Annotated in this window: 11 protein-coding genes and 1 pseudogene; 9 read left to right on the top strand and 3 right to left on the bottom strand. The window is 71.5% G+C overall.

From position 1 onward, the window contains the following. Positions 1–224: 224 nt before the first annotated feature. From ACFQV6_RS30455 to ACFQV6_RS30420, 8 genes are all read left to right on the top strand, one after another. Entirely contained in the window at positions 225–767 is a 543-nt protein-coding gene (locus ACFQV6_RS30455) for a MauE/DoxX family redox-associated membrane protein (RefSeq protein ID WP_378031068.1), read from the top strand. Between the two features lie 44 nt (positions 768–811). Next, complete coding sequence (locus tag ACFQV6_RS30450; protein ID WP_378031067.1) at positions 812–1,336, top strand: peroxiredoxin family protein; 525 nt, start codon at positions 812–814, stop codon at positions 1,334–1,336. Between the two features lie 110 nt (positions 1,337–1,446). After that, positions 1,447–3,189 (top strand): ABC transporter ATP-binding protein, encoded by a 1,743-nt coding sequence (locus ACFQV6_RS30445; protein WP_378031066.1) that lies wholly within the window; start codon positions 1,447–1,449, stop codon positions 3,187–3,189. Further along, the gene (locus ACFQV6_RS30440) at positions 3,186–3,971 is read left to right on the top strand and encodes a BTAD domain-containing putative transcriptional regulator (protein WP_378031065.1); all 786 of its coding nucleotides are present in this window, start codon (positions 3,186–3,188) and stop codon (positions 3,969–3,971) included. The genes ACFQV6_RS30445 and ACFQV6_RS30440 overlap by 4 nt, the downstream gene beginning before the upstream one ends. Before the next feature lie 66 nt (positions 3,972–4,037). Further along, a complete protein-coding gene (locus ACFQV6_RS30435; protein ID WP_378031064.1) occupies positions 4,038–4,262 on the top strand; it encodes a hypothetical protein in 225 nt (74 codons plus the stop codon). Positions 4,263–4,372: 110 nt separating this feature from the next. Further along, positions 4,373–7,234 (top strand): ABC transporter permease, encoded by a 2,862-nt coding sequence (locus ACFQV6_RS30430; protein ID WP_378031063.1) that lies wholly within the window; start codon positions 4,373–4,375, stop codon positions 7,232–7,234. Between the two features lie 11 nt (positions 7,235–7,245). Next, positions 7,246–7,917 (top strand): ABC transporter ATP-binding protein, encoded by a 672-nt coding sequence (locus ACFQV6_RS30425; protein WP_378031062.1) that lies wholly within the window; start codon positions 7,246–7,248, stop codon positions 7,915–7,917. Beyond that, on the top strand, positions 7,914–8,360 hold the full coding sequence (locus ACFQV6_RS30420) for a S26 family signal peptidase (RefSeq protein WP_378031061.1): 447 nt from the start codon (positions 7,914–7,916) through the stop codon (positions 8,358–8,360). Before ACFQV6_RS30425 ends, ACFQV6_RS30420 begins: the two co-directional genes overlap by 4 nt. 147 nt (positions 8,361–8,507) lie before the next feature. Here ACFQV6_RS30420 and ACFQV6_RS30415 read toward each other — a convergent pair whose 3' ends face one another. After that, on the bottom strand, positions 8,508–9,179 hold the full coding sequence (locus ACFQV6_RS30415) for a TetR/AcrR family transcriptional regulator (protein WP_378031060.1): 672 nt from the start codon (positions 9,177–9,179) through the stop codon (positions 8,508–8,510). A gap of 99 nt (positions 9,180–9,278) precedes the next feature. Between ACFQV6_RS30415 and ACFQV6_RS30410 the strand changes: the two genes are divergently transcribed. Next, positions 9,279–10,202, top strand: a complete 924-nt coding sequence (locus tag ACFQV6_RS30410; RefSeq protein WP_378031059.1) for an SDR family NAD(P)-dependent oxidoreductase — start codon at positions 9,279–9,281, stop codon at positions 10,200–10,202. Between the two features lie 350 nt (positions 10,203–10,552). Here ACFQV6_RS30410 and ACFQV6_RS30405 read toward each other — a convergent pair. Further along, a pseudogene (locus tag ACFQV6_RS30405) lies at positions 10,553–11,983 on the bottom strand (BTAD domain-containing putative transcriptional regulator); the annotation flags it as partial. A 12-nt stretch (positions 11,984–11,995) separates the two neighbouring features. Further along, the gene (locus ACFQV6_RS30400) at positions 11,996–12,856 is read right to left on the bottom strand and encodes a hypothetical protein (RefSeq protein ID WP_378031058.1); all 861 of its coding nucleotides are present in this window, start codon (positions 12,854–12,856) and stop codon (positions 11,996–11,998) included. Positions 12,857–12,866: the final 10 nt, after the last annotated feature.

Here is a 12,866-nt window from a genome sequence, read left to right as displayed (position 1 = left end):
CCACACAAGATCCGCGTGAACGAACACACCGGCTCCTTGCCACGCACGCCCATTCCGCATACTTTGCTGCTCATTTATCCGACGTACCGGACACTTCACGCGATCAACGCAAAGTGTGAGCGCTCACAAGCGAACCGGTCGAAGATGTTGACTTGCGTCAATCAGACTCGTAGTTTACGTACCGTTGACACGGCCGAAATTCACTCCGCGGTCACGGGGGACCTATGCGGGTATTCATTGCCGCCACCACATTTTTGATCATTGGCGTGGTCGCCGTTTCCCTGATGACGAAGGTGCGCAGCCGCGTTGCCTACGACGGCTTCGCCGGCGCCGTCGCCGAGTTCGGGCGGCTGCCCGCACGATGGGCCCGGCCGGGGGCAGCCCTCTGCATCGCGGCCGAGTTCGCCGTCCTCACCGCCCTGGCATGGCCCGCCGCTGCCGCACCAGGACTGGCCGCGGCGTCCGTGCTCTTCGCGTGCTTCACCATCGCGCTCACCGCCGGCGTCCGTCGCGGTTCGCGCGCCGGATGCCACTGCTTCGGAGCGTCGAGCACACCCGTCGCATGGCGCCACGTCATGCGCGCCGGAAGCCTGTGCGCCGTCGCCGCCGCAGCTGCCGGATGCGCCCTCGTCTCCCCCTCGGCACCGCTCACCGCCCTCGGCGCGCAACAGGCGCTGATCGCCTCGGTGGTTGCGCTCGCCGGGGCGGCGGCACTGGTCTGGCTCGACGATCTCATCTGGCTCTTCCGGGGAACGACCTCCACCTGACGGCGACGCGACGAAACCAAACAATCGGCGAAAGAGGATTCACCATGGCCTTTCTATCCGTTGCGGTCGCCATCCTGACCGCCCTGGTCCTCGTCGACCTGGTCCTGACCGGGGCGGTGATCCGGCGGCTGCGGGACACCGAGAAACAGATCGTCGAGATGAACACTCCCCCGGACACCGGAATGACCCCCGGTGAACGGCTTCCCGCCTTCGCCTCGCCGGACGGCGAGCTCACCGGCGCCGATCTGGCCGGCAAACGGTCCCTGGTCACGTTCTTCTCCGCCGGCTGCCGGCACTGCCCGGCGCAGGCCGAACGCCTGGCCGAGATGGCCGACGACATCGCCGGCCGTGGCTTCACGGTGGTCAGTGTCCTGGGTGTCGCCGAGGGAGAGGACGAGCAACTCTCGCCGTTGCTGCGCAAGGCCGGGCCGCTCATCGTCGAGAACAACTTCGGCGAGGTGGCGGGGGCGTTCCGGGTCACCTCCACACCGACGGTGCTGGTGTTCGGTGAGGACGGCGTGCTGGTGGCCAACGGGCACGACCTCGACGAGGTTCTGGGCGGAAGATGAGTTCGGGGCGGAAGACGAGCCCGCCGAGCCGCCTCCCCGGCCTCCGCCGTTCCGCGACGCTGATCCGGCGAGCGTTCGGGATCTACGTGGGAGCGGCACCGTGGGCGGCCGTGAGCAGCGTGTTCGTGATGATCGAGGGCGGCCTGGCGCCGGTCGCGGCCGCCTGGTTCACCAGGGCCATCATCGGTGGCCTCAGCGACCGCGACAGCACGGAGATCGTCACCGGCGTGATCGGCTTCGGCGTGCTGGGGATCCTGTCGCCGGTGGTGTCGCACCTCTCGCAGTACCTGCAACGGGAGATCGACCGGCGGGTGATCGCGCGGACCCAGGTCGAACTGTTCACCGCGGTGTCCCTGCGCCCGGGGCTCGCCGAACTCGAGGACAGCACGTTCCACGACCGGCTCCGGCTCGCCGGCGAGGCGAGCCGGTACGCGCCGGCCCAGCTCAGCACCATGCTGATCGGCGTCGGCCAGGAACTGATCACCATCAGCACGTTCGCCGTCACGCTGCTGCTGTGGTCGGGCCCGGTCGCCGCGCTGGTGTTCCTGGCCGCCGTGCCCACCCTGGTGGCGCAGATCCGGCTGGCCCGCCTGCGCGGCGAGATGATGATGACGACCGCACCGATGCTGCGCCGCCAGGCGTTCTACGCGGCGCTGCTGCTCGACATGCGCGCCGCCAAGGAGATCCGGCTGTTCGGCCTCGGTGACTTCTTCCGGACCCGGATGATGCGCGAACTCCGCGCGGCCCAGAAAGGGGAACGCCGGCAGGACCGGCTGGCCCTGTGGGTCGATGGTTCGCTCGCAGTGCTGACCGGTGTGGTCTCGCTGATCGCGCTGGCCGTGTTCGTACGCCAGGTCTTCGACGGCCACGGGACAGTCGCCGACCTCATCGTGGTGATCGCGGCGCTGGCAGCCGTACAGATGTCGGTCTCCGGCCTGGTCCAGCAGATCGCCTCGGCCGGCGAGACGCTGCTGATGTTCGCCCACTACGTGGAGGTGACCGCGGTGATCCGGCCCGGGCGGGCGAAGCCGCTGCCGGCGGCGCCGCCGCTGCGCGAAGGCCTGGAACTCGACGACGTCTGGTTCCGCTACGCACCGGAGCACGACTGGGTCCTCAAAGGCGTGACGCTGCGCATCCCGCACGGCACGTCCCTGGCGCTGGTCGGCGACAACGGCGCGGGCAAGTCGACACTGGTCAAGCTGATCTGCGGGTTCTACCCGCCGACCCGGGGCGTGATCCGCTGGGACGGTGCCGACATCACCGGCTACGACCCGGTGTCACTTCGGGCCCGGCTCGCGGCGACGTTCCAGGACTTCATGGCCTACGAGCTCTCGGCACACGACAACATCGCCGTGGGTGACGTCAGCGCCGTGGACGACTCCGGCCGGATCGCGCGTGCGGCCGCGGACGCCGGTATGGACACCGCCCTGCGTGACCTCCCCCGCGGCTACGGCACGCTGCTGACCCGCTCCTTCCACGACGAGACGTCCGGCTCCCCCGGCGTCGTGCTCTCCGGCGGGCAGTGGCAGCGCCTGGCACTGGCCCGCGCGTGCCTGCGGGACAGTACCGACCTGCTGATCCTGGACGAGCCGTCGTCAGGCCTCGACGTGGAGGCCGAACACGAGATCCACCGCCGGCTGTCGTCACTGCGGCAGGACCGCACCAGCCTGCTCATCTCGCACCGCCTCAACACGGTCCGCGACGCCGACCTGATAGTGATCCTGCAGAACGGCACCGTCCTGGAGCGGGGCACGCACACCGAGCTGATGGCGGCGGACGGCCGGTATGCCCAGCTGTTCCGGTTACAGGCCTCCGGGTACGACGACGCACTGGTCACCGGGACGACGTCATGACCGCCGTGCCGCCCCAGGTCAGGGTGTCCCTGCTCGGACCGCTCGAGGTCACCGTGGCGGGCAGCCCGATGGCGGTCGGCGGGCCCGGGCGGCGGGCCCTGCTCGCCGCGCTCGGCCTCAGCGCCGGCACCACGCTCAGTGTCCCGGAGTTGCTCGAGGCGATCTGGGACGACCGCCCGCCGATGACGGCGACCACCAAACTGCAGGGTCACGTCTGCGCGCTGCGGCAGAGCATGATCCGGCTCGGCGGCCCGGAGGCCGGGCACACCATTCAGACCAAACCTCCGGGGTACGTGCTGTGCCGGCACCGGGCCGACACCGACCTCGCCCGATTCGGCGACCTCGTCCGGCAGGCCCACGAGACCCGGCTGCCCGGACAGGCCGCCCATCGGGCCGCGCTGCTGACCGCCGCGCTCGGCGTGTGGCGGGGACCGTCCGCCTGCTCCGACATCCGTTCGTCGTGGATGACCCGGATGGCCGACGCGCTCGACGAGCGTCGCTGGCGCGCCATGGAGGACCTGGCCGAGGCGGAACTGCTGCTCGGCGAGCATCACTCCGTCATCGACGCCATGGAGGCCATGGTGCGCCGGGCGCCGTACCGGGAACGCGCCTGGGAACACCTGATGGTGGCGCACCGCAACCGCGGTGATGTCGCCGCGGCCGTGGCCGTGCACCACCGCCTGTCCCGGACCCTGATCCGCGGCCTCGGCGTCACGCCCGGCCCGCGGATCGCCCGGCTGCTCGACGAGATCCTCGGCGGGCGACCGGTAGCACGTCGTTAGCGGTTCGTAAGCCGTCCCCGGCACGCTGCGGATATCGAGTCCGATGAGTTCGAAGAGAGGACCGTCATGACGAAGACGATCGCCCGCATGGGCGACCGGATGCTGACCGCCATCCTGCCGAAGGCCAAGGCGTCCGCCTGCTCGAACTGCCAGTACGCCTACAAGGGGTGCGGCGGCCCGTTCTGTTACTACTACTACTCCCGGTACGTCAGCGGCCAGTGGCGCTGCTACGCCATGGAGACGCAGAACTGCACCCAGCACCCCCTCAGCTACCGCTCGGGTTGCTGCTGATCCCGATCACCCATGGCCGGCCCTGACGGGCCGGCCATGACGTCTGCCCGGCCATGACGTCTGCCCGGCCATGACGTCTGCCCGGCCGAGAACGAGGAAACCGAACGACGATGCTGCGAATGGTCACCGCACAGTGGCGGGTACGCGGGCGCCGGTCACTGGCCCTGCTGGCGATGATCGCGACCGCGGTCACCGCCTTCACCCTGCTGACCGGTGCTGCGGTGACCACCCGCCTGGACGCGGTGGGCACGGTGACGGCCAACTTCCGGCCCGCCTACGACCTTCTGGTACGCCCCAGGGGCTCGGTGCTGCCGCTGGAGCAACAGCGCAACCTGGTGCAGTCGGGTCAGCTGGCCGGCATGCGCGGTGGCATCACCACCGGCCAGTGGCGGCAGATCCAGGACCAGGCCGGCGTGGCGGTGGCCGCACCGGTGTCGATGATCGGCTACCTGATGCGCACCGTGCCGATCACCGTCGACCTCTCCGGCCTGGTCGATCCCGCGGCGGAGCGCCAGATGCTGCGGGTGTCACCGACCTGGCGGACCGACAGCGGACTCAGCAGCATCCCGGACGGCGCCCGATATCTGTACGCCACCCGCAACCGGATCGACAGCCCGCGCACGGATGTCGACGGCAGCGCCGGCCGCGAGCTGATCCCGGTGGAGATCGACGGTGACGGCGGCCGTACCAGGGTCTGCCCGGGGGTGCCGGTCATCCGCGACGGCGAGCAGATCGATCCCACCGACCTGCGCGGGCGCACGTCCGTGACCTGCACCGGAGGCCCCGGGTCGACAGACGGTTCGGGCCGGCCCACCAAACCCGAGGTCACCCTGGTGTGGTCCATCCCGTTCCTGTTCGCGGCCGTCGACCCGGAGTCCGAGGCGGCCCTCGCCGGGCTCGACACGGCGGTCAGTGCCGGGCGCTACTTCCGGGCCGGGGAACAACCGGTGTCCGCCCGCCTGGACCAGATGGCCTATCCGTACGCGAAGCTGCCGGTCCTGCTGGCCGACCGGGCGCAGACCGACGCCACGCTCGAACTCGACATCCAGCGGATGGACCCGGCGGCCGTGGACGCCCTGCGCGGGCTGCGGCCCGGCAACGACGACCGGCCGCTGCGTACCGAGCTGAACAGCAGGACCGGGCAGTCGATCGACCGGCGCACGGTACGGATCGACGTGCCCTACCGTGATCTGGTCAGCCGGATGCGCAACCCGGCGACCGCCGGCCGCGGCTTCGACGGCTCCGACGGCTGGGCGAACACGCTGTGGCTCGACCAGTTCTGGACCGTCGGACCGGTGCACTCGGTTCCCGACGGCGAGGGCCGCAGAGCCGAGCCGGTCACCTACGACCGCAAGATCTGGGGCGCCGGCGACGAGGGCGGCACCGCGATCGCCGTGCCGCGGGAGTTCGCCGACACCTCGGTCCGCGACAACATCGGCGCCCACGGCAACGACACCCGGGAACACGACCTGGGAGACGGCGTCAACCTGCCGGACGTCGCCCTCGACGCGATCGGCACGTTCGACCCGGCGAAGGTGCGGCTGGGCAGCACCCTGTCGGCGGTGCCGATGGACACCTACTACCAGCCGGGTGCGGCCGGTGCCGACGAGGCGTCCCGCGCGGCGCTGCGCGGCGGCAAGCTCGAGCCGAACGCCAACGTGATGGGCCTGCTCTCCCAGCCACCGCTGATGCTGACCACGATGGAGGCCGCGCGGCAGATCTTCGGCCCGGCCGGTTACCGCACCGATCCCCCGTACCCCGAACTGGACCTCAACCGGGACGCGCCGATCAGCATGGTGCGCGTACGGCTGGACGGCACGGTCGGCATCGACGGCACCTCCCGGGAACGGGTGCGGGTGATCGCCGAGCAGATCGCCGAGCGCACCGGACTGCAGGTCGACGTCACGCTCGGTTCCTCACCCACGGCGGTGCCGATGCGGTACCCGGCGGGCAGGTTCGGCCGGCCCGAGCTCGTCCTCGGCGAACCGTGGGTCAAGAAGGGCGTCGCCGCGGTCCTGGTACAGGCCGCCGACCGCAAGAGCGTGGTGCTGTCCGGGCTGGTGCTGGCGGTGTGCGCACTGGCCGTGCTGAACGCCAACCGGGCCGCGGTACGGTCGCGCCGCACCGAACTCGGTGTGCTCGCGTGTCTGGGGTGGAGGCGACGACATCTTGTCGCTCTGCTGGCCGGGGAGATGGCCACCATCGGACTTGCCGCCGGCGTGATCGGGACGCTTTCAGCCGTACCCCTTGCTTGGCTCTTTGATCTGACCCTGAGCACGGCGCACCTGGTGCTGACGATCCCAGCCGCCGTCCTGCTCGCCCTGATCGCCGGTGGGTGGCCGGCGTGGCGCGCGGCCCGCCCGGATCCCGCCGCAGCGGTCCGCCCGGCGGTGTCGGCACGTGCCGCCCGGATGCGAGCCCCGCGTGGGGTGACCGGCCTGGCGCTGGCCAATCTGGTGCGCACACCCGGCCGGACGCTGCTGGGCGCGGCGAGCCTGCTGATCGGCGTCGCCGCGCTGACGATGCTGCTGGCGATCACCTTCGCGTTCCGGGGCGCGGCCACCGGCACCCTCCTCGGCGAGGCGATCACCCTGCAGGCGCGCACCGTCGACTACATGGCAGTAACGGTCACGATCGTGCTCGGCATCGCCTCGGTGGCCGACGTGCTCTACCTCAACATCGCCGAACGGGCGCCGCAGCTGGCGCTGTTCACGGCCGTGGGATGGACCGACCGGATCCTCAACCGCCTCGTCACGGCCGAGGCGCTGGGGATGGGGATCCTCGGCGGGACACTCGGCGCGGGAACCGGCCTGGCCGGCGTGTCACTGTTCGCCGGGCGGATCACCGCGCCGCTGCTGTGGTGCGCGGCCGCCGCCCTGACCGCCGGGATCGCCATCGCTGTACTCGCCGTGCTGGTACCGATCGCGATGCTGCGCCAACTGCCCACCGCCCAGTTGCTCGCCCAGGAATGACAGGACTGATGGTGACTGATCCGATCGTGCGCGTTGCCGAGGCGTGCAAGACCTTTCCACTGCCCGACGGCGGCCGGCTCGCCGCTGTCGACGGGGTCAGCCTCGACATCGCGGCGGGGACGGCGGTGTCGCTGACCGGGCCGAGCGGATCCGGCAAGTCGACGCTGCTGCACCTGATCGGCGCCATCGAACGACTCGACTCCGGATCCATCCTGGCCCTCGGCCAGGAACTGGGGAAACTGTCGCGCAACGGGCTCGCCGACTACCGGCGCACGGTCGGGTTCGTGTTCCAGCGGTTCCACCTGCTGCCGGCGCTGACCGCGCTGGACAATGTGATCGCGCCGGTCCTGCCGTTCCGGACCGGCTTCGACAAACGGCAACGGGCGCTGGACCTGCTGAAGGTGGTCGGGCTGGAGGACCGCGCCGGCGCCCTCCCCTCGCAGTTGTCCGGCGGCCAGCAGCAGCGCGTCGCGATCGCCCGCGCCCTGATCAACCGGCCGCGGCTGCTGCTGGCCGACGAACCGACCGGCAACCTCGACTCCCGCAACGGCGCCGCCATCGTGGACCTGCTGCTGACCCTGCGCGACGAGCACGACGCCACCGTCGTCATCGCCACCCACGACCCCGGCATCGCCGAACGCTGCGACACCGCCCTGCACATGCGCGACGGCCGGCTGGCGTGAACGCGTACGCCATGATCGGCGCCGCCGGCCTCGCCGCCGGTGCGGTGCTCGCCGTACGCCGCCGGCTGCTGGTGATCGAGGTCGTCGGCGACAGCATGAACCCGGCCTACCACCACGGCGACCGGCTCCTGGTGCGGCGGACCCGGCGTGTCGAACGCGGGCAGGTCGTCATCGCCCACCATCAGGAGGGCGGGCGCCGGGAGGGACCGGTGGCGCCGTACATGACGACCTGGCTTGTCAAACGCCTGGTGGCGCTGCCCGGCGATGCTGTTCCCGATGCGGTCCGGGACGCCGTCGGCGACGACGACGTGGTGGTGCCGGCCGGCATGACCGTGCTGCTCGGCGACCATCCGGGCAGTGCCGACTCCCGCAGCTGGGGATTCATCCCCCTGGCCGACATCACGGGTGTCGTCGTGTCCCGGCTCGCGGGCCACGGATGGTGACTGGAGAGAAGCGCGGTGAGCGAGAGGTCATCGTTGGTCACGCCGCGGCCGATCAGCGCCCAGACCACCGTCCCCATCTGCTGCGACTGCCCCACCCCGGAGCCCGCCCGCACCGGCGAATCCGCCCACTCGCGGCTACCGGGCCCGTCAGGGGCGGGGTAGCACGCCCAGCAGGGTGGCGGTCAGGGCCAGCTTCAGGGAGTAATTCAGCTCCAGGTGGAAGCGGGCCAGATCGGGCTCGGCCTGGTAGGCCGCCTGCAGGCTGGGCGGAGGTGTGCTGTACGCCGACAGCGCACCCGCCATGACCATGGTCTGCAGGCTGAACAGCGTCGCGTTCTCTCCCAGCTCCGGCAGGTACTTCTGGATCAGGGCGGTCATGGTGCTCAGGCGTTCCAGGGAGGCGCGCTTGTAACGTGCGACCACCTCGACGGAGACGTTGTGTTCCAGGACGCTGCCCTGCGCGCCGAAGAGGTCGCAGAGCACCACCCGGCCGGACAGCGAGCGGCTGAGGATCTCGGCCACCGCTTCCGCCCGCCCGGCCATGGGCAGATTCTGGTCGACGCCGGCGGCCAGCTCGCCTTCCAGTTCCGCCAGCCACTCCCGCAGGAAGTGGTCCAGCAGCTCCAGCAGCACCGCCTCGCGGGACTCGAAGTAGCGCAGCACGTTCGGTTTCGCCAGGCCGACCCGGCGGCTGAGCTCGTTCAGGGTGACCGCGGCGACGGGCATCTCGTCGAGCATCGCCGACGCCATGTCGAGGATCGCCCGCCTGCGGATCTCCCGCTGCTCTTCGGTTCGCGCCCGCTGGAATGTCACGATCACCACCCTAGCTTAGGTACCGGAGGTACGTTGACAACGTACCGAAAGTACTTTAACGTCGTCGGCACAAGATACCTTCGGTACGTTAGTGGGGAGCCTGACATGAGCGAGAAGTGGACGACGGCGAACATCCCGGGCCAGCACGGGCGGGTTGCCGTGGTGACCGGGGCCAACACCGGACTCGGGTACGAGACCGCCAAGGCGCTCGCCGAGCGCGGGGCGTCCGTGGTGCTCGCCGTGCGCAACACCGAGAAGGGTGAGCAGGCCGCGGCCCGCATGACCGGTGACGTGACCGTGCAGGCGCTGGACCTGACCTCGCTCGACTCGGTCCTGACCGCGGCGGCGTCGCTGCGGTCCCGGCTCGGCCGGATCGACCTGCTGATCAACAATGCCGGCGTGATGTACACCCCGAAGCAGAGCACCCGGGACGGCTTCGAGATGCAGTTCGGCACCAACCACCTGGGCCACTTCGCGCTCACCGGGCTGCTGCTGGACCTGATGCTGCCGGTGCCCGGCTCCCGCGTGGTGACGGTCAGCAGCACCGGCCACCGCATCCGGGCCGCGATCCACTTCGACGACCTGCAGTGGGAGCGGTCGTACAGCCGCATTGGCGCCTACGGTCAGTCCAAGCTGGCCAACCTGATGTTCACCTACGAGCTGCAGCGCCGGCTCGCCGCACACGGCACCACCGTGGCGGTCGCCGCGCACCCCGGCGTGTCCAGCACCGAACTCGCCCGCAACACCCCCGCGGCCCTCCGGCTTCCGCTCACCTGGCTCGCGCCGCTGATCACCCAGAAACCGGCGATGGGCGCGCTGCCGACCCTGCGCGCCGCCACCGACCCCGCCACGCTCGGCGGCCAGTACTACGGTCCCGGCGGCCGCAACGAGGTCATCGGCCACCCCCGGCTGGTCACCTCCAGCCCGCAGTCGTACGAGGTGGCCGTCCAGCAGCGACTGTGGGCCGTCTCCGAGGACCTCACCGGGGTGAGGTTCCCGCTCTCCTCCGCATCGGCCGTCACCATGTAGCCCGCCCCGGCCAGCTCCCGGGCGAAAAGCGCGACCAGGGCGTGCGGCCGGTACCGCAGCTGACCGGCAGGGTCGAGACCGGCCGGCTCCAGCAACCCGGCTGCCATCAGCTGCTCGACGGCGCGCTCGCCGTCGCCGCCGTCGATGACGGCGCCGAGCGCCCGGGCGGCGAAGGAGTCGCCGGACAGCAGACCCATCCGGCGCAGCGCCAGCTGCACGGGGGCGGCCAGCCCCCGGTAGCCGGCCGCCAGCTCCGAGCGGACCGCCAGGTCGCCAACGGCCAGCTCGTCGAGGCGCCGGGACTCGTCCCGCAGCCGTTCCACCAGCACGCGCAGTCGCAGGGTCGGCCGGGGCTGGAGCCGTGCGCCGATGATGCGCACAGCAAGAGGCAGGCGGCCGCACAGATTCACCAGCTCCTCCGCGGCCGGGCGCTCGGCGGCGACACGGCCCGGATCCAGGATCTGGCCGAGCAGCGACACCCCCTCCGCGACCGAGAACGGCTGCAGGCGGTGGCGATCGGCGGCGGGAACCTCGTCCAGCGACCGTCTGCTGGTGATGAGGACGGCGGCACCGGCCGTACCGGGCAGCAGCGGTGCCACCTGCCCGGCGCCGGCGGCGTCGTCGAGCACGATCAGGATCCGGCGGTCCGCCACCCGCGCGCGGAACGCCGCCGCTCGCGCCTGCTCGGAGTGCGGCTGAGCGTCCGGGAGCAGCCCCAGCGCGTACAGCAGTTCGCCGAGAACCTCGGAGACGTCCCGAGGGGCCGGGCCGCCACCGGCCAGGTCGACGTAGAGCTGGCCGTCCGGGAAGCGGTCCCGCACCCGGTGGGCGACCTGCACGGCGAGCGCTGACTTTCCCACGCCGGCCACCCCACTCACCACCACGATGGGTACGGTGGCCGGCTCACCCCCGCAGGTCAGCGAACCGGCGATCCCGGCCACCTGGTCCGCCCGCCCGACGAAGTCGCCGATCGCCGGCGGCAACTGGCACAGCGCCGCCGACCTCGGTGGCGCACCGTCGCGGGCGCCGTCGTCCACCGCTTCACCCAGCAGGATCGCCTGGTGCACGGCACGCAGCTCGGGCCCCGGATCAAGGCCCAGCTCCGCTCGCAGCAGCCCCGCGACATCCCGGTAGACAGTCAGCGCCTCCGCCTGCCGTCCCGACCGGTAGAGCGCGCGCATCAGGTGTGCCCGCAGCCCCTCCTGGAACGGGTACGCCGCGGCGAGCGCCCGCAGCTCCTCGACCACCGCCTGGTGATGCCCGAGCGCCAGTTCCAGGGCGAACCGGCGCACGGCCGCGCCGAGGTACCGCTCCTGCACCTGCGGCACCTCCTCGCGATGCAGTGCCGCCGAATCCACGTCGAACAGCATCGGACCGCGCCACAACGCGGTCGCCGCCCGCAACGCCTCGAGCGCGGCCGCCCGGTCGCCGCGACCCGGGCCGTTTCGCGCGCTCTCCAGAAGCTCGTCGAACTCCTGCAGGTCGCAGGAGCGGGCCGGCAGCTCGATGACGTACCCGCCGCTGCGTGTGTGGATGGCTGCGCCGGCACCGAGCAGCCGGCGCAGCCGCGCGACGTACGTCTGGAGGGCCGCCCGCGCGTCAGCCGGTGGCTCGTGGTCCCACAGCCGGTCGACCAGGGCGCTCACCGGCACGACACGGCCGGCCCGCAGCAACAGCGACGCCAGGATGATCCGGAGCTTCGCCGCGGAGATGACGACGGGCGCGCCGTTGCGCTGAGCTTCCAGGTTTCCCAGAACACGGAAACGGATCGCGGCCGCCACCGGCTCCTCGCCTCAGCGGGTCGGTGTGGGATCGACCGGGACCTCGTCGTCGTAGTCCGGCTCCCTGCCGTCCGGCGACGCCCAGATCACCACGACGTCGCCGGCGAGCGGTGCCACGTCGAACACGATCCACGCGCCCGGCACCTCGGACGCGGGAGCCTCCAGGGACTTCGGGCCGACCCGGTAGGTGGCGGTCTGCCCGTTCGCGCTCAGTTGCCGGCGTACCTCGGACACCCGCTTGCCGACCAGCGCGTCCAGTGACGCCTCCTCCGTGGGAGTCAGGACGGGCGCGTCGCCTTCGACGGTTTCGCCCGGCAGCGGGGTGCGGCCGAAGACGATCCTGGCGTGCCCGCTGAAGGAGAGCGGGACCCGGACGCCGACACCGCAGTCGCCGTCGGCGGCACAGTTCCCGGGGTCTTCCAGCAGTTCGATCCCGCGGATGTCGTCCTCCTGGAAGACGACCCGGCCGACGTTGCCGGGTTCGGCGGCGGCCAGCGACAGCTCGATGTCCAGGCCGCGCGCCGCGAGTTCCTCCCGGTAACGCCGCGGGTCGGCGGCCGGGTCCTGGATACGGATCTCGAGGTGGCCGGCGCCGGAGGTGATCTGGAGTGCGGCGGCCCGCGCCGGGGCGGGACCGACCGGACTCGACTCCGGCAGCCACAGGGTGGCGGCCACCACGGCGGCGGCCAGGCCGGTGACGAGGGAGCCGCCGACAGCCAGGCGAAGACCCCACCGGCGGCGGTGCGCCGCCGGTGGCGTGGACATGACGCGGCGCAGCAGGTCGTCGGCGGCGGGGCCGGCCGGGTCGGCCGCGGTGTGCGGGATGTCGAGCTCGGGTGACAGGAGCTGGATCATGCGGTCGGGATCGGTCATGGCTGGTCCT

This window comes from Actinoplanes sp. GCM10030250, from assembly GCF_042666575.1.
Classification (GTDB): Bacteria; Actinomycetota; Actinomycetes; order Mycobacteriales; family Micromonosporaceae; genus Actinoplanes.
The sequence above is the reverse complement of the archived record's forward strand: the minus strand, read 5'-3'. Positions and strand labels throughout refer to the sequence as shown.

Bases quoted from the DNA above. Each gene is read 5' to 3' on its own strand.
- ACFQV6_RS30400 (WP_378031058.1), bottom strand. From the start codon at position 12,856: ATGACCGATCCCGACCGCATGATCCAGCTCCTGTCACCCGAGCTCGAC.
- ACFQV6_RS30440 (WP_378031065.1), top strand. From the start codon at position 3,186: ATGACCGCCGTGCCGCCCCAGGTCAGGGTGTCCCTGCTCGGACCGCTC.
- ACFQV6_RS30435 (WP_378031064.1), top strand. From the start codon at position 4,038: ATGACGAAGACGATCGCCCGCATGGGCGACCGGATGCTGACCGCCATC.
- ACFQV6_RS30430 (WP_378031063.1), top strand. From the start codon at position 4,373: ATGCTGCGAATGGTCACCGCACAGTGGCGGGTACGCGGGCGCCGGTCA.
- ACFQV6_RS30450 (WP_378031067.1), top strand. From the start codon at position 812: ATGGCCTTTCTATCCGTTGCGGTCGCCATCCTGACCGCCCTGGTCCTC.
- ACFQV6_RS30455 (WP_378031068.1), top strand. From the start codon at position 225: ATGCGGGTATTCATTGCCGCCACCACATTTTTGATCATTGGCGTGGTC.
- ACFQV6_RS30410 (WP_378031059.1), top strand. From the start codon at position 9,279: ATGAGCGAGAAGTGGACGACGGCGAACATCCCGGGCCAGCACGGGCGG.